This window comes from Candidatus Nitrospira nitrosa, from assembly GCF_001458735.1.
GTDB classification, from domain to species: Bacteria; Nitrospirota; Nitrospiria; order Nitrospirales; family Nitrospiraceae; genus Nitrospira_D; species Nitrospira_D nitrosa.
On sequence record NZ_CZQA01000001.1, the window covers coordinates 1,099,240 to 1,122,520 of the forward strand.

Here is a 23,281-nt window from a genome sequence, read left to right on the forward strand (position 1 = left end):
GAACCAGCGACTCATTGGATGTCCATGCGGCTAGGGACCTGGGAATTAGCTGAGCAGAGAGATGCCACGACCCAAACTCGAAACGCTCAGTCTTGGGAAGGAGAGAGACACGCGAGGCATTATATTCCGCCAGCGGATTACCCTGGAAAAGGAACATCACCTGATGCAGGCCAGTATTTTCGTTGTCGATGACCAGCCTGCCTTTCGTGCTGCGCTGGAGAAACTCCTATCTCGTATGCAACATCGGGTACGGGCCTTCCAATCCGGCGAGGAACTCCTTGCCGCTGTTGAGCATGACCCCCCGGACATGATCCTTCTGGACCTCAAAATGCCTGGGTTAGATGGCATCCAAGTTCTAGAGGCGCTTCGATTAAAAACGAGGGAGACACTCGTAGTCCTGTTGACAGCGTACGGAACAGTAGAGGACGCCGTCGAAGCCATGAAGCTCGGGGCCTTTGATTTTCTCATTAAGACGATTGATTTGGACGATGTTGAACGCGTGGTCAATCGGGCAGTCGAACATATTCAATTGCGGCGGCGGGTGTTCTATGACCATCAACATCAAGCTGAACAATACAACCTCGGTGACCTCATTGCAGAAAGCCCCGCAATGAAGGCGATGGTTGGGCAACTACAGCACCTGGTGCAACTACCCAATGTGCCCGTCCTGTTAATGGGAGAGACCGGAACCGGAAAAGAGTATTTGGCCAAGGTCATTCACCATAGCAGCGCACGCGGGAAAGGTCCGTTCGTGAAGATTAGCTGTACGACGCTTTCTCCTCAGCGGTTTGAGCGAGACTTGTTCGGATATGAACGAGGGGCGTTCGCCGGGGCAGAGCGGAGGAAGCTGGGCTTGTTGGATCAGGTGGATACCGGCACCCTGTTTATTGATGAAATCGGCGATCTCGACTTGTCCATGCAGGGGAAAGTTGTTGGAATCGTGCAGGACCAATCCTATCGGAGACTGGGTGGAACCGAGGATATCGTGGGAGATTTTCGTGTGATTGCGTCGTCGTATCGTGATCTCAAGACGGAAGTTGCGGCAGGGCGATTTCGGGAGGATCTCTTCTATCGCCTCAACGTCGTGCCGCTTGTTGTGCCGCAGCTCAGAAATCGTAGAGAGGACATCATACCGCTCGCCAAGCTGTTTATGACGAAGTATGGCGTGGAGCTTGGAAAGGAGGTTACCGATATCGATCCTCGAGCCGGTAAGACCCTTCAGCAGTATGAATTCCCTGGCAATGTGCGTGAACTGCAAAACATGATAGAACGAGCAATGATGTTGTCTGTCGGTCGAACCTTGACTCCCGGTGACCTCCCTGGTGCTTATTAGGTTTTGACGGTTGTCGAGGCTTCGCTGGATATGTGCCTGCAAGAAGGTTGGTTGCACGGTCTTTCGTATGAACCCGTGGCGGGAGAATAGTCACGCACATGCAAATCCTTTACAAGTTCCTCAATAATCTTCCTATTCTTCCCAAGCTCCTTCTTATTCCTGCGGTTCCGTTGCTCTTCCTTCTCCTGTTAGGCGCGATGCTCTCGATGGACGTTCTCACGTTTTTCCACGACGAAGAACGCCTGAACGAGCGCTATCTCCTTCAGAAGACGGCGGCTGAGTACATGCGATCAGTGGCCGATCTGGAGACGGCATTTCTCGGATATGCAATCACACGTGACAACAACTACTTCGAAGGATTTAAACAAAGACAAGCGACTCTCTATGCTTTCGAACGAGAACTGGTCGGCAAACTTCCAGAAGAAGAAGACCTGCAATTCAAGCAACTGCAAAGAGTGGTCTCCAAATCGGTTGAGGAAAAGGAAGAATTTGTTGGGGCGATTAAGGCGGGATCCTCAGCAGAGGCTATTCGGTATATTCAAGAGGGGAAAAGTCGAGAAGTCATGGTTGAGATTCGCACCTGGATGAGACGCTTTGAGGAAATGGAACAGCAAACGACGCAACGGGAACTGTCTGCGTTGAACTACGATCAGATCCGAACTATCTTTATCATATTGACCGGTGGAGTCGTGACCCTCGCGCTCATTACTCTGGGCCTCGCCGCCATCGCCAAATCAATCGTGGCTCCGCTCGTCCAACTATCTAAGGCCGTGAGCTCGGAAACGGGGGAAGCGATTCCCAACATTCCCGCGCTAGAGCGCAGAGACGAAATCGGGGAGCTGACAAAGGTTATGGGAGTGATGAGCGAACGGATTCGTCAAGATGTGGAAGAACTCCAACACTCCGAGTATTCACTCAGGAAGTTGAATGCATCCTTGTCCGCCTCGGAAGCGAAGTATCGAGGATTGGTGGATCACGCCCCCGTCGGCATCGTCATCACGAAAGGCGTGAAGGTCACCTTCAGCAATCGATACAATCAGCAGTTAGCAGGCCTTGACCCTGAGAAGGAGGTTGCGCCCACCACATTCCTTCAACACATTCATCCCGCCGACCGCAGTCAGGTCCTGATGGCTTTTGCCCAGGCGGTAGCGGAAGGTCGACCGTGCGAAACGATTTTCCGATTTGTCCATGAAGACGGCAACGTACGCAAGATCCTCAGCCGACATGTTCCCATCATGGATTTGGACTCTTCCGATATTGTCTATGTGGGTTTCAATATTGATATTACGACCCTTGAAAGTCTACAGGTGCGATTGAGTCGGGCGGAAAACTTAGCGACACTGGGTCAGGTTGCGGCAGGCATCGCCCATGAGCTTAGAAATCCATTGGTCGGAATCGGTTCGACGGCCAAAGGGTTGTTGGATGACTTCGAGCCTACCGACACGAAGCGAAAAGAGGTCGAGGTGATCCTATCGGAAACGCGTCGGTTGGATCGAATCGTCAATGAAATCGTGGATTTTGCCCGGGTTCGCCGGATTACTCCGACCCGAGTCGATCTCATCCAACTGGTCGATGAAGTGGCAAACCTGCTGAAGCTGCAATTGGAACAGAAGCATCTCTCTGTCAAGGCAAACCTCTCACCCATGATCAGTGAAATTCATGCGGATCGTGACCAACTGAGACAAGTACTCCTGAACGTAGTGCACAACGCACTGGAGGCAACCTCCGATGGAGGCCCTCCTATCCAAATCACGGCGGATGAGTTATTCCGAGAAGAACGGCCAGGGATTATGATTCAAATAAAAGATGCCGGACATGGAATTTCTCAGGAGCTGATTGGGCAGATCTTTCAGCCGTTCGTCACTTCTGGGAAACGTACTGGAACCGGATTGGGGCTTGCAATTTGCAGAAATATCATAGAGGCACACGGGGGAGATATTTACGCCAGTAGTGAGATAGGAAAAGGGACAATTCTCGGTATCTGGATGCCGCTCGAGCAAGAACCGGTCTCAGCGAAGGGTTGATCAATGCGTGCAACAGTATTTGTGACAGACGATGAGCATGTCATTCGCACGGCGATCGTCAAGCGTCTGGCCAGACAGGGCCATGCTGCCGTCGGGTACGAATCCGGCGAGGCCTTGATGGAGGGTCTCCAGCATACGCACCCCGATCTTGTGCTTCTTGATCTCAAGATGTCCGGCATGAGCGGCCTGGAAGCGCTCAAGCATGTCCGTCACCTCGCTCCCGCGGCCCTGGTGATCATGCTGACGGCCTATGGATCGGTGCAAGACGCTGTAGACGCGATGAAGTTGGGGGCGTATGACTTCCTGATCAAGACAGTCGATCTTGAAGGACTCGATGCCGTCACCGGTCGGGCGATCGATATGCTTCAGCTGCGGCGTCGTCTGGAAGCCGAGCTCAGCGGGCAGGCCAATCAGTTTCATCTGAGTAGTCTCGAAGCGCACAGCCCAGCGATGAAACACTTGTTGGAGCAGGTTCAAGGCGTAGCCGAGAATCCTAAGTCTTCTGTCATGCTGCTGGGTGAAACAGGGACAGGGAAAGAATTCCTGGCGAGAGTCATCCACCACAATGGGCAGAGATCAGGCGGTCCCTTTGTAGGGGTTAATTGCACCGCCATTCCTAAGGATTTGTTTGAAAGCGAGTTATTCGGGTACGAGCGAGGGGCATTTACGGGCGCCAACCAGCGCAAATTAGGCCTCCTGGAAAAGGCGGAGGGCGGCACCCTGTTTCTCGATGAAATCGGTGATTTGGATATGTCGATGCAGGCCAAGTTGCTGCGGGTGATCCAGGAGCGTTCGTTTCGGAGGCTCGGAAGCACCGACGATCTGGGCGTCGATTTCCGCCTAATTACGGCGACAAATCGAGAAATCAAAAAAGATGTAGAACATGGGCGGTTTCGGGAAGATCTCTACTTTCGACTCAATGTCGTTACATTTGAAATCCCGCCCCTTCGTAAACGAGTCGAAGATATCATTCCCCTTTGCCAGCGGACCATGGTGCGGTTTGCCCATGAGTTTGGTAAGCCGGTTCCGGAGCTTGATGCTGACACACGTTTGACTTTAGAGCGCTATCACTACCCGGGGAATATTCGGGAACTCGAGAATATTATTGAACGGGCCATGATCTTTTGCTCCGGGCATGTATTGACGGCCGATTACCTCCCTCGTGAATTGCACGACACGGTGAAACAGACGACTAGTTCCGTATCGGTCGGACAAGAACGACTGATCCGTATCGAAATGCAAGTCGGGAAACAAACGCTTGAGCAAATCGAGGAGTCGATTATCGAAGAAACCTTACGGCTAGCGGACTACAACAAGAGTCTCGCGGCCAAACAGCTGGGGCTCACACGGTTTTCGTTAGATCGACGGTTGAAAAAATACAACTGAACGGCAGCGCATGGATATCGCAATCAGTTTTGTGCCTGTGATGTGCTTGAGCGAGTGAAGGGATTGATGCAGGGGGGGCGATCGTAACGAACGACAGCGATCGGTGACTCGTCGGATGGCACTCACCAAGGCGGGGGAGCCTTCGCTTGACTCATTACCGAGTACTAATCCAGCGCCGACCCAACCCGCGTTGTCGATCAGGCCTGAGACGACTTCTTTTTGCCGAAATATTCTTGTCTGCTCACGGCGACGTCCGCGACATACATGAAGCCCGAGTGCCGCTCGAAAAGGGGCTTCAGCCCGGCCAGGATGGGTTCCACCTTTTCTTCCGGGACGACCGTCAGGATCATTTCGAGGCTTTCTTGCTCGCTGAACATGAAATGCGCCTCCCGCACCCCATGGTGTCCTTTGCCGGAGATATTGCCGATAATCGTGTACCCGCTGGCATGCACGCGATCCAGTAGTTCAGTCACGAACGCCCGGTGTTCGCCCGCGATGATCACACGAATTTCTTTCATCGGATGCAAACGTAGCCCGCCCATCGATCTACTCCTTTCCGGTCTCCAATGTGATCACGATGTCACCACCGATTCTTCCTGCACGATCCGAACCCATTCCCCGTTTGGTCGATAGCGATACCAGTCTCCACCCTCTGGGTCGAGGACGATCAGGTGAACCCATTCGTTGTGATAATAATGCTGAAGAACTTCATGCCGGGCAATCAGTTTTTCGATTCCGCGCCGAGGCGCTTCGACGATTGTCAGTAACCGCATCGGCTCGTGGTACGGCATCTCCCCGTTCATCACGGTTTGTCGCGCCAATCCGAGTCGAAGATCACTCCAGGGGCCGGACATGATGCCGAACCGTCCAACCACATTGTGATAGATCTTGCTGCCGCTGCCGTACACTTCGTTATCGACGGCAGAGAAATAGTGTTCCATGTTGATCCATTGTGCAACAACCTGAGGAGCGGTCAACAAGACCTCAAGGAAACGAGTCGTCGGGTCCTCTCGATAGTCATACGAGTGCAGAAACATCCGACCATTGAAGTCTAGTCCTTTCGTCAGTTCGCGACGACCGATCAGGAACGTGGTATTGCCGGAGAGCCCCCACTCGGGGCGAACTTGACTCCAGTCCACACTGCGCCGGCGCACATGGGCGGTGGCTTGTGATTCGTCCAGCGGCTGCTGAATCTCCGGGAATCGTCCGCATCGCTCATGGCTCGCCAATTCCGCAGCCTCCCTGAGATCTTCCTGGAGTCGCGCAAGGTCGGCGCGATGGGTCGGAGGCACATCTTCGAGGTCGAATAATCGGACAGCGTCTGTGGTGGTATCCATCTGGCCGGCGAGGAAGTGTGTGTCGGAAGGGATATCAAGCCCGGCCTTCCGTAAACGTGCACGGACCTTGTCATGATTTGCCATCATGGCGAGGACGCGGGCATTGGGTTGTCCTTCATTCCCTCCGCACGCGCCACAGTCGAGCGCTGACTCATAGGGATTATTGTCCGATGTGCTGCCATGTGCACAGAACAGAATGAGCCGAGCAAAGTTCTTTGTCAGTCCCATCATCCGCAAGGCGGTCTCGACGGTCAAAGTCTGCTCCTCCAGGGTGAAGCCGGTTCTGGTCAGCCGTTCCTTGTGCCGTGAGGACGCACGAGGGTTCACGTCGTACTCTCGTTGGAGTACCAGAACAAACGTGTCGAGCGCGTCTGCCTTCAAGCCGGCGACCTCTGCCTCGGCAAGGAAACTGGGATCCTGCTCGCCTCCAGCTTGAAGGGCCCGCTGGCGAAGCCCTTCGATAAGCGACGGGGTGATATGAATACTCCGTAATCCAAGGCGCTCCTGAATCGCCACCCGTATCAGCTTTTGATGCTCGACTGTCAGCATCTCAGAGGTATCCGTCGGGGACAACTTGTTGACGGTCAGGGTGGTCGGGAGGGAGGGCACGAATTGTCGTTGTAGCCATCTCGTGACACGCCGATAGAGCAATGGAAGAAGAGTCTTCCCGAAAATTGGAAGGCTGTAAAACCAGCCGATGGACTCGACCATGACGTAAGGGGTAATGACGTTTTCCTTCAGGTCGTGCAGCAATGTGTGGCCCGCATGGACCCACTTCGTCCAAACCTGATGTTGCGAGACCTTGTGATCCAGATAGCTTCGCGGGATCTCCCGGACTTCGTTCTTGGCTCGCATGATAACGGGGAACTGTTCCGTCTCATGCTCTTTTCCCCAGGCGCGGTACCGGATGAAGGCGGCAAAGAAGCCGGCGAAGCCATAGGTCTCATGCGGGCCGATTGACTCCAGGTGACGACGAAATGGCTCGGATCGGACATCGATGCAATACACGGACTGTGAATAGGGGCGAAGGGGAAGCGTTGTCGGCTTCTCCGTGCGCTCCTGTTTGGACGCGGAAATGAGTTGTTCAAGCAATGGCGCATGATAGCCGGCTTCAAAGGCCTTCAGCCAAACGATTCCATGGTCCGCTTCGGGGAAAGCTTCGATCCATTCGATGACCTGTTTCAATGCCTGTGGTTCACTCTCGACCAGTTGTTCATCGAGAATCTCGAGAGATCGGCTCAGGGCGAGAAGTCGTCGAGCATTTCCACGCCGACGCGCGGCTTGGTGCCTGGGAACCACCTCCGTACGATAGCGCGTGAGTACCGTGTTCCAGCCTTGTCCTTTCCGATGGGCAAGCCGATCGACTTCTTCAGCGTAGAGCGCGGGCAGATGGCCGGCGATCCGCTGTCGTCGCAAGTAGTACTCCTCTGAATAGTCACGCATATAGGCGACGATCTCGTCGAATCGTCCTTGAATATCCAAGTACTCTCGACAGGCCGCCTGCACGAGCTCACGGGCATACCACAGGCGAATGGCGAGGAACTTCACAAGACCGACCGGGTGGGCTTGCTGCCAGGGATAGTCGCGTTCTTCTCCTCGCCATTTGATAAAGCCGGCCCACCCTGGTAGGGCGGTCAACTGGAGCGATAAATAGTCTTGTCGCAGTTCCATCGGAATGCCCAACAGGTCCAGGCTTTCCAGCAGAGTGTCTTCTGGATGATCCGGGAGTGCTGCGATCTTGCGTCGACTGTTGGTAATCCCGATGAGTGACCATTCTTGAGCGGCCAGGCGTTTCCACGACTGGTACAGTCCCTCGTCACGGTCGGACATGGCCCACGCGGCATGCCCTTCGTCAAGAAAGGCCGAGCACCACTTGATCATTTGATCATTGATGGTTTGGACGATTGAGGTGCCAAGGGTGTCGTCACACCAGTGAGACAGGGTGAGCCACCGGCAGAGCGCGGAATGGTTGGTCTCCACGATTTTTTTCACGCGATCGTCAAGGGAAGGAGTCTCAAGGACATGCTCCAGCTTCCCAGCAATCCGCTCAATTAGATCCCGGTCAGAATCTTCCAGCTGATCGTCGAGTGGTTCTCGCACCGAGGAACAGATCCCTTCCGTCAGGCAAGCCCGCAAGACTTCTCCGTGGGTTATTGATCGAGATCCCAGGACGATCGTTCGATCGCTTGCCAGCGGCTGCAAGGCCGCGTCCAGGTGCTCCACCCGAATGCGACCGGATGTGACGTAGGCACGATAGAGGTTGCTTGGGAGATAGCCGTCCCCATTCAAGAACTGCTTGCCGCGCCGGACCGTTTCTTCGAAGGGGAGGTATTCCAGGCTATGCAACGGATTGTGGTGGACGAATGTCCGCATCGGCCAGTATTGCGCGATGATTTCGCCCGCAAGGCGGACGATGCCGCGGAGTTCCATCCGTTTCGACTCAAGATCCATCGATTCATTCACTGGTGCCATGGAATCGCTCGCGAGAAAGTTCCAGCCATCGACTGAGTTGCCGTCGACGTCCACCACTCAATGGGGGCAAGTCCCAACACGGTGAGGATGACGATCGTCATGGTTAGTGCAGCCCATTCTTGTTGCACCACATCACGATATCGAAGATCACCTCGCCTGGTCCCGAACAACAATCGTTGCACCGCACTCAGGAGATACCAGGAAGCTGCCAGCCAGGCCGACAACATGATCATCAGGCCGATGAGTGAGGGAATAGGTGAGTGGAGCAGTAATCCCATCAATCCGGCGAAGACGCCGAAGGGGGGAAGCCCCATCGCGGCCAGTGCCAAAAGAGACAACAGGACGGCATAGCGCGGCATCGAGGAGGCCAATCCGCTGATCGAGGACGGATCGACGTCGTCGCCGTATCGCGTCCGAATGATTTGCCAGGCAATCAGTAGTCCGCACGTAGCAAGGCCGATGGATGCGACGAAGACGGCGGCGCGAGACGTCGCCAGGCTCGATGCTGCGGTATGCCACCAGAGCATGGAAAAGAAGGAGAGACTGGAATAAGACAGCATGAGCCGAATACGAGTTTGTGCCAGGGCCTTGACGGCGCCATACAGCCCTCCGATCAACGCAAGGAGGCCGACAATACCGGTGACCGCCGTGGGTACGGTCTGAAGGGCTGAGGCCATGACGTGCAGGCCGACGGCGGGAAGAAGAAATGCCGAGAAAGAGGGAAGATTGCCGGGCAGTCTGGTGAGCGCCGTCAAGTAGCCGATATGGAACGGCAGGAGCGGGATCAGTACTGCCGCCGTCATCAAGGCACCAAACGACGAAAGCGAAGGGTTCGTCAGTGTGACGACCACTCCAAGTGCAGTGAGATAAAACAGGCTGATCCCCCACCATGAAATCGGCCACAAGATCGTATGGTAACGCATCAAAAGGCCGGCCATGGTCACCAATAATGCCAAGAGGAACAGCTGACTCAAGGGAGCCGGATGGGCGATGACACCGATTCCCAGTCCGAGACAGATCAAGGTCATCAGCCAGGACAGACGGTGGTCCTTCTGGACCGGCTGCCCCAAGATGGAGATCATGGCCACGACCGGGAGCAGACCAAGGAGTAAGGCGCCTTCCGGTAAGTTCGTTTTAAGTTTTAGAATCGGGGCTACCGTGATGAGGGACCAGATGATGCATGATTTCTTCAGCTGTGGCACGTCTTCCCAGAGCAGCCGACCGGCCAAGGCGCCGATGAGCGGAATGCAGGTGGCAAGCCAAGAAAAAAGAACCGCACTCGTCATCGCCGCGACCACCCTTCTTCTTGTTTGTCGACCCAGTGGACGAACCGCAAGATGACTTGTCCGAGACGACCGTAACAGTCGTCGGCATACAGCCTGTTGATGAGCGCCACATATATCCAATGACGAATCCTGTCGACCCAAGCCGGTAGCCACACGCTTCGTCCATGGGCCTTCAAGTACAAATAGACCCAGCCGAGCACGGTGAGGCCGGTCGCCCCTACGAGAAGCAGGTCGAACAGCCAGTCGGGAAGGTCGGCAGCCTTGTAATAAGAGGCAACTTCGCTGGGATTGGGATAGAGGAATGCGGTGAACGATTCCACAGCAAATAGATAGATGAAGACGACGAAGAGCAGTATCACCAGCATGGTGGACGATACTTTCCACGATGCAACTGCGCGCAATCGTGTGAGTGTCAGAATGGCTTGCGAGGAGGTGATCCAAATGAAGAAGAGAATGATGACGGTCCCATGAGACTCCAATAAGGGAATGTGCAACACCCCGTGGGTTACCAGGAGAATGAGCAAGGGGATCACCAAGCTCGTCAGAACTCCCGTCGACCAGGTGAGGTTTGACAGTTCTTCCTCCTCGTGATGGGTATGGGTTGTATGGGGGAAATGTGGCTCAACCCTGGCCTTTTGAATCACGTTTCCACAATTGAGAAAGACCGTGGCCTTAAAAAGACCATGTGCGATCAGATGGAAGACCGCCAGTGAAAATGCGCCGAGCCCGCACTCCATAATCATGTACCCCATCTGACCGATCGTCGACAGTCCCAACGTCTTCTTGATGTCGCTCTGCACCAGCATCATGGAGGCCCCCAGCACCGCGGTCACCGTTCCAACCACCAAGGCGACGTGCAAAGTGACCGAACTCATGCCGAAGAGTGGTGCCATGCGATTGATCAGGAACCCGCCGGCATTGATGATGCCGGCATGGAGCAAGCCGTGTACGGGTGTCGGCGCAAAGAGCGAACTCGGTAACCACAGGTGAAGGGGAAACTGTGCGGATTTCCCCATCGCGCCAATGAACATCAGCAAGGTAATGGCGGTGGCGGCGTCGATGTCCATACCGGGCCAGAGCGCAACGGTGTGGGCGGAGGCCGTCGCGCGGGCGAACAACTCGGGAATCTCAAGCGTTCCGTACACCTGGTAGGTAAGGATAATTCCCATGAGAAAGGCCATATCGGCCACGCGCAGTACGGTGAACGTCTTGTAGGCGCCGTCCAGTGTCTGATTATGACTATGGTTGTGCGCGAGGATGTAGAGTAAGTAACTGAGCAGTTGCCAGAACAAAAACAGCATCATGAGATTCGCGCTGGAGACCATGCAGAGCAGCACGAAGTCCGTGAGGCAAATCAGTGTCAGATACCGGCGGTAATGGCGGTCCTGATACATGTAATTCACGGAGTAGGTATAGATGATCAGGCTGACGGCGGAAATCAGTGTCATCATGACGCCGCTGAGCCGGTCGATGTAAAACCCGATGGGGATCGTGAGGGACGCAACCGTGGCAGGGTTATAGAATTGGAGAGTAATCGGCCCCGAGACCGTCACGGCATACAGGGTGGTCGCGGCTCCCAGGCAAGCGGCCCCCATCAAAATCGCAGCAATCTTGGCGTGCGCATAACGGGTCGAGTCTTCCGCACAGACCACGATCAGCGCCGAGACGAGGGGAAGCAAGGGGATCAGTAGAGCAGCCCACATCAGTTCAGTATTACCTCAGAAAACACAAAAGCCAACCGTCCTGTGTCGACCAATGGTCGACCCAAGCAGTTGGCTTGTACTGCGACCGGCCTTTCAAAATGAACTGCTGGTCGCCCTACGGCCTCCGACAAAAAAAGCCGTCTTACCTCTCCACACACAATCGTGAGAGAAGCAACACTGCCTTGTGACAAAAATGTAGCTTCATCAATAATATGGGGCAACGTATAGCGTCAAGTTCGAAATGGTCGTTCAGCCCTTCCTTGTCCGGTAAGTAGGGCCGAAAGACTCAGTACTCATTCATGGAACAGACAAAAGACCTAGCCCGCATTATTCATGACTCTTCTGCGGCAACCACCGATCCGCTGTTGCGACAAGCCTGCGGCCGACGGGCTCGCCCTCTAGACCTTCGACGTACTGCATGAGTACACCTCAGGACCTCCGGGCTCCGCGCGCCGATCTCACAACGCGGCTGGGCGGTTTCGCCACGAACAGTCATGAATAATGCGGGCTAGGATTACACTTGTTCTCACACGGGACAGGTACCTATAATCGAAAAGAATAGAGACATGGAAAATTCGATCCGTAATGCCATCATTAAGTTTGAGCAGGAGTTTCTTGGGCGTGGCCCTGACGAAGTCCGTGCGTTGGTCGCACGCGATCTGGTTGTTGTGCGGCTCAAAGGCGTCTTAACACCGGCCGAGCGCCAGCTGGCGAAGACCGCAGAGGGTATCGAAATGGTCAAGCGGCTGCGGCAGAACCTGATTGCCCAAGGGCGAGACAAGCTCTGCGAACAGATTGGTGAGATTACCGGAGCGAAGATTCTCGGTCTCTTCACTGATATTGATGTCCAGCTCGGGGAACGAGTGTTTGTCTTTACGGTGGATCGAGAACTGCAAAACGGAGCGCGGTAGAAGACCACCGGATAATCGACCCGGCGGCCGCAGGGTCGAAACCTCTCATCCATCTGTCTTTCCATCACCATGTGCCGGTAACCGTGGGTCGCTTCCGGCGGAGCTGGGTGCCCCACGAATGAATGTAGCGGGGGCATGATGGCATCGTTGGTCAGATTCGGCACTTCGACCTGGACCTACGAGGGGTGGAAAGGCCAGGTGTATCTCAAGGACTATTCTAAGGGCACCTTTACCAAACAGTGCCTATCGGAGTATTGGCGATTCCTGCACAACGGTTCACCACTCTTCCATACCGTGGGTAACGACTCCACGTTCTATCGGCCACCGACGAGCCAGCAGCTTCGTGCCTACCGCGACCAGATGCCGGAGCGGGTTGAGATGTGTTTCAAAGTCTGGGAGGACATCACCGTGCCGGTCTTCGCCCAGCATCCACGGTATGGGCTAAAGGCTGGTAAGCCGAATCCTCGTTTTCTTGATGCGCAGCTGTTCAACGACCTCGTGTTGAATTCGTTTCGAGAGGCCCAGTTCCAGGACTGCACCGGCCCGTTTCTATTTGAGTTTCAACGTCATGGGCTTTCAATCGGTGAGTTCTGTTCCAGACTGGATCGTTTTTTCAGCGAACTCCCGAACGAGTTCAAATATGCCGTCGAGATCCGTAATGCCGGGATCCTTGGGCCCGAGTATCGAAAGGTGTTGGAGACTCACGGCGTTGCGCACGTGTACAACCATTGGTCCTATATGCCTGCGCTGGCTGAACAACACAAAAGGATGCGGGAGACGTTCACAGCTCCTTTCACCGTTCTTCGCCTACTGACGCCATTAAAAATGAGTTATGCGGATGCCAAGAAACGGGCAGCGCCTTATACCAAGATTGTCGCAGAACTCCCAGAGATGCGACGAGAGACCGTGGCGATCATTCAACAATCAATCGCGCAAGCTAAGCCGGCCTATGTCTTGGTGAACAATCGGAGTGAGGGCAATGCGCCGAAAACCGTGCAAGGCCTTGTGGAGTTGTTAGGAACCACTGGGCCGGTTCCACATGAGTGACAATCATTCGCAATGAGCTATGTGAATTGAACGAAGGCGTGATGGTTGATCCCACAGAATTAGTGGAGCGCGCTGTAGCTTGTGGAGAAATACCGGGTAGCATCGCGGCGATAGGGATAAATGGTATGACGGATCAATGTGTCGCCGATTAGGTGCGTGGCTCAAACAATTGAATGACGACGGTACCAGGCCTCGCTTCAGGTGCGATGTCTGTCACGATGTTTTGAGCCCTCACCATGATGACTTGCTCAATCTGCTCCCAGAGGATGTGTTGACAGGAATCGAACATGGCACGGTGAAATAGACGAAGTCACTTGGTTCTTCATGAAGGAGTCAAGCCGTAGAGCAGCCTGGTTCATTCTACATGGCCATCTGGATTCCCTCAGATCCCCAGCGCTCTGTATTTTAGGGCAACTGAATCGACATTCGTCAGGCCTTTCCCAAGTCACCACCCGCGCGTCCTCCTGTGTATTGCATTACTAACCGGAGTATAGGAGGCAGCGTGCTTCTCCCAGGAGTCCGTGTAGGTGTGTCAGCGCACGATGTGTGTGTCAGTACACAGTACGTGTGCCCGCACACAGCGATGACTATCTCTCTCTGCCTTGAGTCCAGTGATTGAAGACCCTCTCTCCTTCAACTTAAACCGCATTATGAGACAAGAGAGAGCAGTGAAGAGTCCGACATTTCTGTGGGCACTCTTCTTGCTGAATCTTAGGAGCGTTGCAGAAACCAAATCGAGGTCCCATGCAATGGATTGCGGCGCTCGTCACGATCTTCTCACCGTTGATTGCGAGTTCTCTGGTCATGCTCTGCGGGTCTACTCTTGGGGAGCGTGTGGCCAGGATTGGAATAGTGGGCCTGATTATTTCGACAGGCGCGGCACTGTTCTCGCTGTATGCGGTGGTGGAAGGTCCCTCACTTCATCTCACTCTCCCCGGTTTTCCTGATCTCATTGCGCCACAGCTATTCATCGATCGACTCTCTGGCGTAATGATGGTGCTGGTGACCGGGGTCAGTCTGGTGATCCACGTCTATTCCAGCCGGTACATGCAGGGCGATCAAGGTTACATCAAGTTCTTCAGTCTCTTGAGCCTTTTGACTTTTGTTTTATTGATGCTCGTCACCAGTGGGCACCTCCTCTGGTTATTTGTGGCCTGGCATGCCGTCACCTGGCTCTTGCGAACGCTGCTCGCATTTAACCGAGAGAGTCAGGCAGCTCGAGAAGCCGGACGCACAACGGTATGTATACAGGGATTGGGAGATGCGGCGCTGCTGGTGAGCGTTGGATTGATCTATATGATGTTTGGCACTCTCGACCTACCGATCCTGTACCAGACGTGGAACAGCGGCGCGACTGGTCCAGTCTTTGGTGAGGGAACTCGGTGGGAGATTTCAGCCGGCACGGTCATTACATTGATCATGACCCTCTCCGTTCTGACAAAGTCGGCTCAGTTTCCGTTTCACATCTGGTTGCCCGGTACAATCGAGGCTCCGACACCGGTCTCTGCCATGCTGCATGCTGGGATCGTCAATGCCGGTGGGTTTCTTGTGAACAGACTGGCCCCGCTGTACGGATCCTCACCCACCACACTGCATCTCCTCTTCGCCATTGGCGCGCTGACGGCTTTGATCGGGGCCTTGATCATGCTGACACAGTCCAGCATTAAGCGAACCTTGGTCTACAGCACGATGGGACAGATGGGGTACATGATCATGGAATGCGGCTTGGGTGCATTTGCCTTAGCCGTCTTTCATCTGTGCGCTCACGGGCTCTTCAAGGCGACATTGTTCCTCAATTCTGGCACCAATATCCACAAGGCACGAACTGATTTCACCATGCCGGAATCTCATGCGGTTCGTGAAACGGCCGGCTTTGCTCTTGCACCCTGGGTGGTCGGATTACTCCTTACGCTGGTCATGCCGTTGGTGATCTTGTTACTTGCCCATGGCGCCATTCACATCCCATTGTTCGAGACCCAGGGCACCATGATTTTCCTCTTCTTCGCGTGGGTCACATCCGCCCAAGCAATTTTCAGCTTATACCGGTTGCGTTCCCCTGCCTCGTGGAAAGCGTCTGTCACGATGATCATGACAGTGGTGCTGGTCGGATTCACCTACCTCTGGGCTGGAGAATCCTTTACCCACTTTCTGTATCCGGCTTCCGGGCAAGCTGTCACATATTTTCAGGCCGCTGCATGGCATCAAGGTTTCTTTGAAACCTTCGTTGCCGTCACTTCCCTGGCCATTGTGACTGTCTGGGGAGTGTTGTACGCAAATGCCCATGGCATGAAAATGCTGTTTCCCGGCTGGTTGGAACAACTGCATCGAACGCTGTACGTGACCTTCCTCAACGCGCTGTATGTGGAGGACATCTTTCGTGCACTGAACCCGTTTGCGAGTCGTACGCGTTTCACAAAGCCTAATCGTATCTGAACGAGGAGTGGATCCTGTGACGGCACAGTGCGGAACGGATCGATTCACTGACGCACAACGAATGGAGCTGCGCTCATACGTCCAATTGGCGGGCGAGTGTGTCTCTCAGTATTGGCCCATGCGGACGTTTATTCATCACAATCCGCTCCATGGACTGGAGAGGATGCCGTTTGAACTGGCCGTGGAGCACGGAGAACGGTTGTTCGGTGGACGAGGGTATTTGAGTAACGAGGAGTATCGCCGTCACTTCAGAGCTGGACGTATTATGAGTGAAGATCTTCAGGCAGCACTCGAGTCGATTGCTCTAGACGAGAACATTACATTTGCAGGTAAACGTTTTAGACATCAAGAAATTCTTGCGGCGCTCGTGGTGTCTGGTCTCACCGACTCAGATGGCGCCGTCGATTCTGTCGACGGCCAGCCCAGTGCGGAAGGGGTGCTCACCTGGCTTCAATCTCAGCCATGCACAGAGATCAGACTCGACAATCCCACCTCTTCGGCAGAAATATCGCATCTGTCGGCACGGGAAACGCTCAGCGCTTGGTGCGATGCAACGTTGGGTACCGCCCTTGTCAAACGTATCAACCAGGAAATGGTGAAGTGGTGCAGCTCGTTCCTCGATGAGGGCGAGGCAGGTTGGAGCATGCCGGGGCGCGAGCAGACTTTTTACCGAGCGTGGAAGTCCCTTGCAGCCCATGATTGTACTCTGCGTCTCATCGGCATTCAGGATGCGGCCGCCAAGATCGCCGCTCTGCCTGATCGTCCTGATGATGCCCTGCTGCAACACCTTGCACAGATGCGTATTCCCAAACAAGCGTGGGAGTCCTATCTCTCGTCGCAGTTAACCGCCCTACCGGGATGGACAGGGTATCTCAAGTGGCGATCTCAGCAAACGGACCATCCCTATCAGGAGGTCTACCCGGTTGACCTCGTCAAATACCTGGCGGTCAGACTCTTCTATGAACGAGAACTTGTGCAGGAGGCCTGTCGGGATACCTTGGGGATAGACGGACAGGATGAGGCGATCCACCGTTTTGTCGTAGCCTATCCACACGCGTATCGCCTGCGTCGGACTTGGGTCAACGGACAGGTGCTGACTCCATTCCAACGGCAAGTTCGGCAGATGCTGAAACCGAAGACTCGACATGCGCATCACAGTTGGGAAGAACTTGGCCTTCAGCACGAGGCCCATTGGCGTACACGCCAAGTTCACCAACGCCATCATCGGCTGGCCTCACAGCTCATGCGCCTGTCGAAGGCACTTGCGGTAGATCCGGAGGCGATCCAAACAACCACCCGGTCAGACCTGCAGACATTATACGAATGGCTGGAAGGCTGCTCATCGGCCCTGCAGTCTTCCATATGGTTGAACGCGTTCGAAGGAGGGTACAGAAGGCGAATCCTCCATGAGTTGACCGCAAGCCCCAGGCAAGGTGAGGCGGATTCTGTCTCTCCTTCATTGCGAGCCTTAGCCCAGGTCGTTTTCTGCATCGACGTGCGTGCCGAAGTGTTTCGTCGGCATTTGGAGCAGTTGGGTGGGTATGAAACATTCGGTCTTGCGGGATTCTTCGGCGTCCCGCTGGATTATCAGCCATTCGGCGCACATCAGCCTGTCGCGCACTGTCCTGTTCTGCTGAAGCCAAAGAATCGGGTCCGCGAGGTTCCACGAAGTTACCAAGGCCTTTTGGTGGAAGAACGGAAACAAGCCGAACAGTTGGCTCGCACGGCTACTGAATTGCTGCATGACTTGAAGACCAACGTGGTGACACCCTATGTCATGGTCGAGGCGATCGGCTGGTTTTTTGGGGTTCCGCTGCTAGGCAGGACGCTCTTTCCTGCTTGGTATGCCAAGGTCAGACGATGGGCCCGACGAGTGTTCATGCCATCACTGGCCACCACCCTGACAGTGGAGACACTGCAACGGGAAGAGGCTGAGGAAATGGTCGCCACCGAACAGCGAGCGATCATTCGGGAGGTTGTCCGTCAACGGCTCGCTCTCGACGGCGCTGTGCTCTCGCCGACACTGCTCGATAAAATCAGACGAGTAGCGATCGGTGAAGCCGAAAATAGTCATGAGGACATTGTGAGGGTACTCGGCTTGACATCTGAAGCGCAGGCGGCCCTCTATCAAGAGTTACGCGATCGCCATCGGATCAGTCCAAGAGGAGTGTCCGCGTACTTAGGACGTCTCACACATACGGGATTTTCGGCGGGAGAACAAGCCTACCTTGTCGAGGCGGCCTTACGGCTCATGGGTCTCACAGCCAATTTCGCACGTGTTGTCCTGTTCTGTGCGCACGGCAGCACCTCGCAGAACAACCCATACGAAGCGGCGCTGGATTGCGGCGCCTGCGGTGGAAATCATGGATTGCCGAACGCTCGTACGATCGCGGCGATGGCCAATAAACCGACATTGCGGGAACTACTGAAAAAACGTGGGATCGTGATTCCTACGGATACACAGTTTTTGGCTGCAGAGCATGATACGACGACAGACTGTGTCCGCATCGTCGATTTGGAAGACGTTCCGGCTACTCACCGGAAAGATCTCGAGCGATTACTGCTCGATCTCGATCGAGCAGGGGGGCAGGTGTCGCTGGAACGGGCTCAAGCCTTGGCGCCACGAACTTCCCATAACGCCCGTTCGGCTCGGCAGTCAGCTAGACGAAGGAGTGAGGATTGGGCGGAAGTGAGACCTGAGTGGGGGCTGTCAAAAAACAGTTTGATTGTGATCGGCCGTCGCGCTTTGACCCAAGGCCTGAATCTAGAAGGTCGCTCGTTCCTCCATTCGTATGACTACAGGCAAGATGCGGCGGGCAAAATTCTGGAGGCGATTATGACCGCTCCGTTGGTGGTCGCGCAATGGATCAATATGGAGCACTATTTTTCGTCGGTCGATAACGAGGTGTACGGCAGCGGCAGTAAGGTCTACCATAATGTTGTGGGCCGTATCGGGGTTATGACCGGAGTTTGGAGCGACCTCAGACTTGGGCTTCCGGCTCAAACCGTCCTGAACGGGTCCGTGCCCTACCATGAACCGATGAGGTTACTGACTATTATCGAAGGACCGAAGGATCGCATCGACCGGGTGATCGGCAAGCATCCCCTCTTGGACCAATTGATTACCCTGGGTTGGATCACCCTGATTTCGCTCGATCCGACGGACCACCGATGCTATCGGTATGATCGCGTCAGGGGCTGGATGAAGGAAACTCAGCAGCAAGGAGGCAGCAATCATGGCTGGACTGACATTGCACCCGATGAAGGAAATCAAGATCGTTGTGCAGGGCGAGCAATTGAAATTTGTCACTGAGCTCTTAGACCGAACCGGCGCCACAGGCTATACCATCATCAACAACGTATCCGGTAAGGGACATGATGGTTTTCATGAAGGGCACCTGGTGTTTGATGATACCAGCAGCCAAGTGATTGTGTTCACGGTCGTGCCTGATAGCAAGGTTGAGCCTATCTTGGCCGGGCTCGGTCCACTTTTCCATCGACACTCCGGTGCCATGTTCGTGAGCGATGTGGCAGTCAGCCGACGAGAGCACTTTACTCCACAATGAAGAGAGATCGGTCCAACTGACTCCACGTAGCTCTCCCATGCCTGATGCCAGGGGTGAGTTGCCTGGCCGAGGCCTTCTCCGGGTTCAGTCGAACTCATCGAATCCTGCGGCTCTTTTCTGGCAGGCTGTTGCCAAAGACTGCCAGCAGCGTTCTCGCATCGCTCAGAGGCTCAACGTACAGGGCAGAGTACGATCCACCTCTTCACTCGCTGAGGCCTTTCTGACCAGCCTGCGGGCCACTCTGCTCCCGTTGGAGACCTTAAAAGTTGTGCGTTTTCAGTTTGGTGAACGTGTTTGTCAACACACTGTTCGCACAGTTTATGGGGGGCTCAAAGATCTTCGGAGGTGTTTGAGACTTGCCTCCAGCAGGAGTCTGTAATGTTGGCTCAACGGGCCTGGGAAATCTGAACATTCATCGTGGCAAGACGGGACATACTCCCATAGCGGCTGCTGATGGTGTGGCGAATTAGTGTGTAGACGATTGTGTGATAGGTTCAAGCAGTTTAATAACGACAGTGCTGAGACCCGCTTCTGGGTCGAGATCCGTCACGATGTTTTGAACTTTGACACCGATGGCTTGCTCAATGCGGCCTCGCAGCACATGCTGACAAGAGTCAAACAAAGCCCGATGAAATCGACGGAGCAGCTCGTGACCGTCAGTTGACCTGGCCAGTTCCTTCTCCGCCGGAATGGATGTGCTTCGGGCTGATGTGACGTAGATCAGTTCGTCATACGCGTGGGCTTGCACATGGGAATAGCCAGACTTCATGAACTCGGTCTGAAAATCTAAAACAGCGAGCATGACCGCATATTCGATCTCCGCTTTGTTGGAGAGAACTCTAGCCATGATCTATTCCCCATCGGTGCGCCAGGACCGAATCCACCGTCCAGTTTGGGGGTTTTCGAGTCTGATGCCGAAGCGATCACGGAGAAATGCTTCTTGCCGTTCGGTCAGTATCGTTGAGCCTGTACGGGGGCTAGGAGCTGATGGCTCCAACTCGAGCATAGGAGGCTCTATGCCTTCCCACGCGGCAATTCCAAGGTCTTCACTCGTCAAGACTTTCATGCCGCACTTCCGGTGAGATGCGTGCCACTCTATGGCTGAGGCGATGGCGCTCTCGCGAACGTCCATCGCCTCGATGCAGGTGTTAGTAAGCTTTGCTGAAGCCGGCCTCACCGTCGTAGTTCCATAACTTCTGCGCTGCGGACCACCACCAACCCTTCTTGCTCAGGGCGTCCAGGAAGGTATTGACGTCCGCATCCTGCACATCCTTGGTGGCCATGAACCGGCATCGGTACCAATTGACCTGAAGCAGATCAGGACTCACGAAGCCAGGCCAGACCTTCGTGCCTCTGTTCGAAATGAATTCACATTTGAACGGTCCGATGTCATCGAACTTCGGAATGCCTTTGTCCGCGATGATGTACATATCGACTCCGACGAGTTTGATGTCTTTCTTCTTTTTGGTTGCCTTTGCAGTTTCAGTGAATGTTGGCATGGATATCTCCTTATTCAGTCCGGACTCTGAAGCTCAGGCCTTTGCGTGCATCTTGTCCACGATTGCTTGTGCATACTCGTCTGTTTTGGCGGTTCCACCGACGTCGTATGTCACATGTTTTCTCTCATCAAGCACGGCGAACATGGCCTTCTCGATTCGAGCAGCAGCAGCTTCTTCACCGAGCCAACGAAGCATCATGATGCCGGAGACCAGCACGGCTGAAGGATTAACCTTCTTCATGCCGGCGTATTTCGGCGCTGAGCCATGGACGGCTTCGAAGATCGCGCATCCGTCGCCGACATTGGCGCCGGGTGCGAATCCCAAGCCTCCCACTAGTCCAGCACAGAGGTCCGTCAGGATGTCGCCGTAGAGGTTCGGGAGCACCAGGCAGTCGAACTGGGCAGGATTTCGCACCAACTGCATGCAGCAGTTATCCACGATAATGTCGCCGGACTCGATGTCCGGATACTTTTTAGCGACTTCCCGGAAGGCATCGAGAAAGAGACCGTCGGTCATCTTCATGATGTTGGCCTTGTGGACGCAGTAGATCTTCTTGCGTCCGTTGGCTTTCGCCCACTTAAACGCGAAGTCAGCAATCCGGTAGGAGCCTGGCCAGGTAATGACCTTGAGACATTGCGCGACTTCATCCGATACCATGTGCTCGATGGCGGCGTAGCAGTCTTCGGTGTTCTCACGAAAGTTGATGATGTCGATCTTGTCCCAAGGCCGCTTGAGGACGGGGATGAGTTTGGCCGGCCGCACATTCGCATAGAGATCAAAGACTTTACGGAGGGTCACATTGGCGCTCTTATGTCCGGTTCCAATCGGTGTGGTCGTGGGCCCCTTCAGGGCAACCTTGTTCTTCGCGATGTTTTGAATGGTCTTGTCAGGCAGGAGGGTGCCGTACTTCTCGAGGCAGTCGAGCCCAATGTCCTCATACTCCCACTTAATATTGACTCCGCTTGCATCGATGACGAGCCGCACCGCTTCGCAAATTTCCGGGCCGGTGCCTTCTCCCGGTAACATCGTGACGACATGCTGGTTCCCCATTGAAACCTCCCTTAAGCAGCAAGGGCGATCGGACCATCCGCTCCCCTTTCTTCTATGGGATGAGTAGTGCAAATGCGATTCCAGCCGAATTATTTTCTCGCTGGGTCAAGAGGGTATTAAAAATACAGGCAAATATGGGCAGAAGAGAGACTGGATGGATGTGCCGGGATCATGCTGGGCTTATGGGGCGTGCGCCAATACACGTGTTGCACGGAACCTCGTGCGCCTGTGCTCATCTCTGTAAGACGCATAGCGAGATCTCATGATGCCTCGCATAGGTACGCTCAGGACCAGGGGGGCGTAAGGAAATTATATATGCCCAAGTTTGCGAAGCGTCTCAATGCCGCGGCCTTGCACCTGGGCACGACCGCTTCGCTCTGCAATGGTGGCGACGTGGAGTTCAGAAAGCATTTGTGGAATCGTCGAGGCACGACGACACAGTACCGGTGCAAGGCACACATCCGAGACTCCGATATCGCATCCCGTCACCTTGAGCGAAGTAGAGTGTAGGAAGAGGAACTCGTTCGAGCTCCAAATATTCCCAGATGTTTAGTTCCGTCCAGTCCAAGAGGGGATGCACGCGGATATGGGAGCCGGTCGGGAAGGTCGTAGTAAATTAATCTCAGAGCTTAGGGGGTTGATCCAGGAAATCCCATTCGCCATGCTTATCGCGCGATGAAAAATAACGCTCTTTGGCGCGTGTTCCTTCTTCATCCGCACGAATCCCCAGAATGATGGCGGTCCGCTTGTGTTTGGCAATAGTTTTCTTGAGGGCCTCGATCCTCATGGCCGTATAGCAGGTCACACGGCCTTGTTCCGGGCCCATGCCTGCTGACAGTGCCTCGGAGTTCTGACCCACGACCAGATCGAGGTGCCATTCGCGACACTCGATGAGTTCCGGCATTTCGTAGCCGGAATCGATGTGAACGAGTGGGAACGACACATACCCAAAGAAGGCCTTGCGTGCGAGTCACAACAACACAATCGAGTCTTTTCCTATGGACCAGCATCGCCAGATCGGCAAAGTGCTTGTAGGCCTCGCGCAGAATGTAGACGCTTTGATCTTACAATGTCCGTAAATGCTTCATTCTCTTCCCACCCTCATCAGTCTGTGTGGGGGGGGCGGTGCTGCTTCATGATGAACAGGGAAATTGGGATGCGCCTACAAAGAGAAGGGTAGATACAATGGGTTGTAACAGCATGGTTCGTGATCCGAGACTGTAGGAAAACTAGG

15 protein-coding genes and 1 pseudogene are annotated in these 23,281 nt (G+C 54.6%); 8 read left to right on the forward strand and 8 right to left on the reverse strand.

The window, feature by feature from the left end:
* Window positions 1-61: 61 nt before the first annotated feature.
* The 3 genes from COMA1_RS05220 to COMA1_RS05230 all read left to right on the forward strand — a co-directional run bounded on the left by COMA1_RS05220 (window position 62) and on the right by COMA1_RS05230 (window position 4,743).
* Entirely contained in the window at window positions 62-1,333 is a 1,272-nt protein-coding gene (locus tag COMA1_RS05220) for a sigma-54-dependent transcriptional regulator (protein WP_090744758.1), read from the forward strand.
* A 98-nt stretch (window positions 1,334-1,431) separates the two neighbouring features.
* Window positions 1,432-3,357 (forward strand): ATP-binding protein, encoded by a 1,926-nt coding sequence (locus COMA1_RS05225; RefSeq protein ID WP_090744762.1) that lies wholly within the window; start codon window positions 1,432-1,434, stop codon window positions 3,355-3,357.
* A gap of 3 nt (window positions 3,358-3,360) precedes the next feature.
* Window positions 3,361-4,743 (forward strand): sigma-54-dependent transcriptional regulator, encoded by a 1,383-nt coding sequence (locus tag COMA1_RS05230; RefSeq protein ID WP_090744765.1) that lies wholly within the window; start codon window positions 3,361-3,363, stop codon window positions 4,741-4,743.
* 197 nt (window positions 4,744-4,940) lie between these two features.
* Here the strand turns inward: COMA1_RS05230 and COMA1_RS05235 are convergent, their stop codons facing one another.
* Genes COMA1_RS05235 through COMA1_RS05250 form a run of 4 tightly spaced genes read right to left on the reverse strand, consistent with a single transcriptional unit; the run spans window position 4,941 to window position 11,541 of the window.
* On the reverse strand, window positions 4,941-5,285 hold the full coding sequence (locus tag COMA1_RS05235; protein ID WP_090744768.1) for a P-II family nitrogen regulator: 345 nt from the start codon (window positions 5,283-5,285) through the stop codon (window positions 4,941-4,943).
* 30 nt (window positions 5,286-5,315) lie between these two features.
* On the reverse strand, window positions 5,316-8,552 hold the full coding sequence (locus COMA1_RS05240) for a DUF2309 domain-containing protein (RefSeq protein WP_090744771.1): 3,237 nt from the start codon (window positions 8,550-8,552) through the stop codon (window positions 5,316-5,318).
* Window positions 8,540-9,838: a proton-conducting transporter transmembrane domain-containing protein gene (locus tag COMA1_RS05245; RefSeq protein WP_141654228.1), complete on the reverse strand. Its 1,299-nt coding sequence runs from the start codon at window positions 9,836-9,838 to the stop codon at window positions 8,540-8,542. Before COMA1_RS05245 ends, COMA1_RS05240 begins: the two co-directional genes overlap by 13 nt.
* Window positions 9,835-11,541 (reverse strand): NADH-quinone oxidoreductase subunit 5 family protein, encoded by a 1,707-nt coding sequence (locus COMA1_RS05250; RefSeq protein WP_090744776.1) that lies wholly within the window; start codon window positions 11,539-11,541, stop codon window positions 9,835-9,837. The genes COMA1_RS05245 and COMA1_RS05250 overlap by 4 nt, the downstream gene beginning before the upstream one ends.
* A 566-nt stretch (window positions 11,542-12,107) precedes the next feature.
* Between COMA1_RS05250 and COMA1_RS05255 the strand changes: the two genes are divergently transcribed.
* From COMA1_RS05255 to COMA1_RS05275, 5 genes are all read left to right on the forward strand, one after another.
* Window positions 12,108-12,452, forward strand: a complete 345-nt coding sequence (locus COMA1_RS05255; protein ID WP_090744779.1) for a Na-translocating system protein MpsC family protein — start codon at window positions 12,108-12,110, stop codon at window positions 12,450-12,452.
* Window positions 12,453-12,587: 135 nt separating this feature from the next.
* On the forward strand, window positions 12,588-13,499 hold the full coding sequence (locus COMA1_RS05260; RefSeq protein ID WP_090744784.1) for a DUF72 domain-containing protein: 912 nt from the start codon (window positions 12,588-12,590) through the stop codon (window positions 13,497-13,499).
* Window positions 13,500-14,243: 744 nt separating this feature from the next.
* The gene (locus COMA1_RS05265) at window positions 14,244-15,932 is read left to right on the forward strand and encodes an NADH-quinone oxidoreductase subunit 5 family protein (RefSeq protein ID WP_090744788.1); all 1,689 of its coding nucleotides are present in this window, start codon (window positions 14,244-14,246) and stop codon (window positions 15,930-15,932) included.
* Window positions 15,933-15,948: 16 nt separating this feature from the next.
* On the forward strand, window positions 15,949-19,245 hold the full coding sequence (locus COMA1_RS05270) for a DUF2309 domain-containing protein (protein ID WP_090744791.1): 3,297 nt from the start codon (window positions 15,949-15,951) through the stop codon (window positions 19,243-19,245).
* Window positions 19,169-19,498 carry a P-II family nitrogen regulator gene (locus COMA1_RS05275; RefSeq protein ID WP_090744795.1) on the forward strand — a complete coding sequence of 110 codons (330 nt, stop codon included), beginning with the start codon at window positions 19,169-19,171 and terminating at the stop codon, window positions 19,496-19,498. Before COMA1_RS05270 ends, COMA1_RS05275 begins: the two co-directional genes overlap by 77 nt.
* Window positions 19,499-19,964: 466 nt before the next feature.
* On the opposite strand, the gene COMA1_RS05280 is transcribed toward COMA1_RS05275, so the two are convergent.
* From COMA1_RS05280 to cysD, 4 genes and pseudogenes are all read right to left on the reverse strand, one after another.
* Complete coding sequence (locus tag COMA1_RS05280; protein WP_090744798.1) at window positions 19,965-20,345, reverse strand: Na-translocating system protein MpsC family protein; 381 nt, start codon at window positions 20,343-20,345, stop codon at window positions 19,965-19,967.
* A 301-nt stretch (window positions 20,346-20,646) separates the two neighbouring features.
* Complete coding sequence (locus COMA1_RS05290) at window positions 20,647-20,997, reverse strand: isocitrate dehydrogenase (protein ID WP_090744802.1); 351 nt, start codon at window positions 20,995-20,997, stop codon at window positions 20,647-20,649.
* Between the two features lie 33 nt (window positions 20,998-21,030).
* On the reverse strand, window positions 21,031-22,047 hold the full coding sequence (locus tag COMA1_RS05295; protein WP_090744805.1) for an isocitrate/isopropylmalate dehydrogenase family protein: 1,017 nt from the start codon (window positions 22,045-22,047) through the stop codon (window positions 21,031-21,033).
* 309 nt (window positions 22,048-22,356) lie between these two features.
* Window positions 22,357-23,096: pseudogene (gene cysD / locus COMA1_RS21510) on the reverse strand (sulfate adenylyltransferase subunit CysD).
* Window positions 23,097-23,281 lie beyond the last annotated feature (185 nt).

Excerpts from the sequence above, each read along its gene's own strand:
- COMA1_RS05220 (WP_090744758.1), top strand. The coding sequence starts at position 62 with ATGCCACGACCCAAACTCGAAACGCTCAGTCTTGGGAAGGAGAGAGAC.
- COMA1_RS05225 (WP_090744762.1), top strand. The coding sequence starts at position 1,432 with ATGCAAATCCTTTACAAGTTCCTCAATAATCTTCCTATTCTTCCCAAG.
- COMA1_RS05230 (WP_090744765.1), top strand. The coding sequence starts at position 3,361 with ATGCGTGCAACAGTATTTGTGACAGACGATGAGCATGTCATTCGCACG.
- COMA1_RS05235 (WP_090744768.1), bottom strand. The coding sequence starts at position 5,285 with ATGGGCGGGCTACGTTTGCATCCGATGAAAGAAATTCGTGTGATCATC.
- COMA1_RS05240 (WP_090744771.1), bottom strand. The coding sequence starts at position 8,552 with ATGGCACCAGTGAATGAATCGATGGATCTTGAGTCGAAACGGATGGAA.
- COMA1_RS05245 (WP_141654228.1), bottom strand. The coding sequence starts at position 9,838 with ATGACGAGTGCGGTTCTTTTTTCTTGGCTTGCCACCTGCATTCCGCTC.
- COMA1_RS05250 (WP_090744776.1), bottom strand. The coding sequence starts at position 11,541 with ATGTGGGCTGCTCTACTGATCCCCTTGCTTCCCCTCGTCTCGGCGCTG.
- COMA1_RS05255 (WP_090744779.1), top strand. The coding sequence starts at position 12,108 with ATGGAAAATTCGATCCGTAATGCCATCATTAAGTTTGAGCAGGAGTTT.
- COMA1_RS05260 (WP_090744784.1), top strand. The coding sequence starts at position 12,588 with ATGATGGCATCGTTGGTCAGATTCGGCACTTCGACCTGGACCTACGAG.
- COMA1_RS05265 (WP_090744788.1), top strand. The coding sequence starts at position 14,244 with ATGCAATGGATTGCGGCGCTCGTCACGATCTTCTCACCGTTGATTGCG.
- COMA1_RS05275 (WP_090744795.1), top strand. The coding sequence starts at position 19,169 with ATGGCTGGACTGACATTGCACCCGATGAAGGAAATCAAGATCGTTGTG.
- COMA1_RS05280 (WP_090744798.1), bottom strand. The coding sequence starts at position 20,345 with ATGGCTAGAGTTCTCTCCAACAAAGCGGAGATCGAATATGCGGTCATG.
- COMA1_RS05290 (WP_090744802.1), bottom strand. The coding sequence starts at position 20,997 with ATGCCAACATTCACTGAAACTGCAAAGGCAACCAAAAAGAAGAAAGAC.
- COMA1_RS05295 (WP_090744805.1), bottom strand. The coding sequence starts at position 22,047 with ATGGGGAACCAGCATGTCGTCACGATGTTACCGGGAGAAGGCACCGGC.